General features: G+C 45.3%; 2 protein-coding genes. Both read left to right on the forward strand.

The features are described 5' to 3' along the window. The first annotated feature begins 129 nt into the window (after positions 1-129). Positions 130-1,455 (forward strand): PBSX family phage terminase large subunit, encoded by a 1,326-nt coding sequence (locus BN202_RS05365; protein WP_019219580.1) that lies wholly within the window; start codon positions 130-132, stop codon positions 1,453-1,455. Beyond that, the coding region (locus BN202_RS05370) for a portal protein (RefSeq protein WP_034987538.1) at positions 1,455-3,124 on the forward strand (1,670 nt) is incomplete at its 3' end. The genes BN202_RS05365 and BN202_RS05370, both read left to right, overlap by 1 nt.

Below are 3,124 nucleotides of genomic sequence, written 5' to 3' on the forward strand. Positions count from 1 at the left end.
TTTGAGGGGATTTTGGGTGTGGGGTTTGGGGGATATGGTGTTTAGAGAGTGTCGTGGCCCAAGAGTATGGAATTTGGGGAGTGTGATTTTGGCGGAGTGGTTTTTGAAAATTATTGTGCTTGAGGGTGAATGAAAACTGCGCAAATTGCTCTTATTCCAAAGCTTATTCCTGTGTTTACTGGAAAAGCTGATGTGCGTGCCGCTTGGGGGGGACGGGGGTCTGGAAAAACACGTTCCTTTGCTTTGATGTCTGCGGTGATGGGCTATCGGCATGGAAAAGCAGGAGAGAGGGGCATTATTCTTTGTGCAAGGCAATTTCAAAATTCGCTCAATGAAAGTTCTTTGGAGGAAATTAAACGGGCAATCGAGTCTTATCCTTTTTTACAGGACTATTATGAAATCGGCGATAAATATATCAAGTCAAAGGATGGGCGTATTTCTTATGTCTTTGCTGGGCTTGATCGCAATATCGCAAGTATTAAATCCATGGGGCGCGTTTTTCTCTGTTGGGTGGATGAGGCTGAACCGGTGACGGAAACCGCTTGGCAAACGCTTATTCCAACTCTGCGCGAAGAGGGAGACGATTGGAATGCAGAATTATGGGTGACATGGAATCCTTGTCGTGAAAATGCACCCGTGGAAAAACGTTTTAGAAATGTCAATGATCCCAATATTAAAGGTGCTGAAATTAATTGGCGTGATAATCCACAATTTCCCGAAAAGCTCAATCGAGATCGCAAGGCAGATTTAGAACAAAGATCCGAGCAATATAACCATATTTGGGAAGGCGAATATCTGCAAAATGTTGAGGGTGCTTATTACCAAAAGGCTCTGCTTGAGGCTGCACGCGAAGGGCGTATTACTACAGTGCCGCGTGACCCACTGATGCAGGTCAGAATTTTTTGGGATATTGGTGGAACCGGAGCAAAGGCCGATGCAACCGCTTTGTGGGTCGCACAATTTGTGGGACGCGAAATTCGGGTGCTTGATTATTATGAAGCACAAGGGCAGCCGCTCTCTGAGCACGTGGGATGGGTGTTTCAACGCGGATATGACAAAGCATTGATGGTTTTGCCCCATGATGGGGCGAGCAAAGACCGCGTCTATAATGTTAGTTTTGAAAGTGCTCTCCAACAAGCTGGTTTTCAAACCAAGGTTATTCCTAACCAAGGGCCAGGCGCGGTGAAAATGCGCATCGAAGCCGTCAGACGCTTGTTTCCTGCCATATGGTTTAATCGTGAAACAACAAATGCTGGGCGAAAAGCACTGGCTTGGTATCACGAAAAACGTGATGAACAGCGCAATATCGGACTGGGCGCTGAACATGATTGGGCAAGCCATGGTGCTGATGCCTTTGGATTGATGTGTGTGGCTTATGAACAGCCGCATATGCGAGCGAAAAAAAATGCTTATCGCTCTTCTTACCATTCTCAAACTTCATGGATGGCTTTTTAATGAATATTTCTAAAGACTCTTTTGATCCACTCGAAACTCTTGAACATCAAGCGCTCTTTAAAAAACTCGTTGGCTGGTATCAAGATGATATTGGCCATGTCGAGCAATGGCGAAAAAATGCCCAAGAAGACTACGATTTTTATAATGGTCGGCAATGGAATGCGCAAGATCTCGCCGTGTTGCGCGAACAAAATAGACCGGTTATGACCTTTAACCGCATTGCTCCGCTGATCAATGCGGTGATTGGCACCGAGCGCAATAATAAGCGGCAGGTGCAATTTATTCCTCGGCAAGAAGGGGCGGCTTTCGCTAACCAGATCCTCACCGGTGCAGCCGAATGGTTTCGTGATGAAGCCGACGGAGAATACGAGGATTCTGATGCCTTTCAAGATGCTATTATTTGCGGAATGGGCTGGACAGATACCAGACTTGATTATGAAGAAAATCCACAAGGAAAACCCGTCATTGCACGACTGGATCCTATGAAAATGGTGTGGGATGCAAGTGCTGTAAAATCTAATCTGATTGATGCACAGCGCCTATGGTATATCGATGAAAAACCACTGGATGTCGCTCAAGACATGTTTCCCCATGTTCATTGGAGCGATCTTCATGCCGATTGGGTGAAACATCAAACATTGTGGCAGCAAACCAGTGGGGGCACGCGGCAAAGCTATCTTGGTGATGTGGAAGAGCAGGACAGTTCTCAACGCCCTAAAATGGTGACTTTGGCTGAATGCCGATGGTTCGAACGCGAGGTCGTTTATAAAGTCCTCGATCCTTTAAGCGGAAAATTTGTCGATTATTTGGAAAAGGATTTCCAGAAATTAAACAAAGAATTTCCTAATATTCAAGCAACAAGATTGACCAGAAAAATTGTCAAACGTGCTTTTTTAGGGCGAAAATTGCTCGAGATACCCGATAAGCCTTTGGTGCCAGCAGGTCAATTGGGCTGGGAGTGTATTACCGGTACTTTTGATAAATTGAGCCGGCAATTCTACGGTATTGTCAAAGCAACAAAAGATCCTCAACGCTGGGCTAATAAATATTTTAGTCAAGTGATGTATTTGCTCAATAGCCAGTCAAAAGGCGGTATTATGGCAGAACGCGACGCTTTTGATGATGATCGACAAGCTGTTGAGAGTTGGGCAAGAGCCGATAGCATTACTTGGCTGAAAAGCGGTGCCGTTTCTGGGGGAAGAATACAACCTAAACCCGTTGCTCAATTCCCCCAAGGCTTCTTTCAACTGTTTAATGAAGCAAAAAGTGCACTTGAACAAGTTACAGGATTGTCTTCCGAGTTTATTGGAACACGGGCTGTCAACCAACCAGGAATCCTTGAAGAACAACGCCGCCAATCCTCGCTTAATTTGTTGGCTTCCTTCTTCGATGGTTTGCGAAGGTATCGGCAACGACAGGGAAAAATTATCCTCTATCTTATTCAGAATTATCTTTCCGATGGGCGTTTGGTGCGTATCGCTGGGGACGAAAATGCCCAGTATGTGCCCCTCACACGCGAAATGATCACCAGTTTGGAATATGATATTGTCGTTGATGATGCGCCAACAAGTCTCAATGAAAAAGAGCGGACATTTGCCATTATTATGCAATTGCTGCCTTTGATGCAAAGTTTCACAACACCAGAGATTATGCTCGATCTTCTCCATTA

Origin of the sequence: Bartonella florencae, assembly GCF_000312525.1 — a bacterium.
Lineage (GTDB): Bacteria > Pseudomonadota > Alphaproteobacteria > Rhizobiales > Rhizobiaceae > Bartonella > Bartonella florencae.

Bases quoted from the DNA above. Each gene is read 5' to 3' on its own strand.
- BN202_RS05365 (WP_019219580.1), top strand. From the start codon at position 130: ATGAAAACTGCGCAAATTGCTCTTATTCCAAAGCTTATTCCTGTGTTT.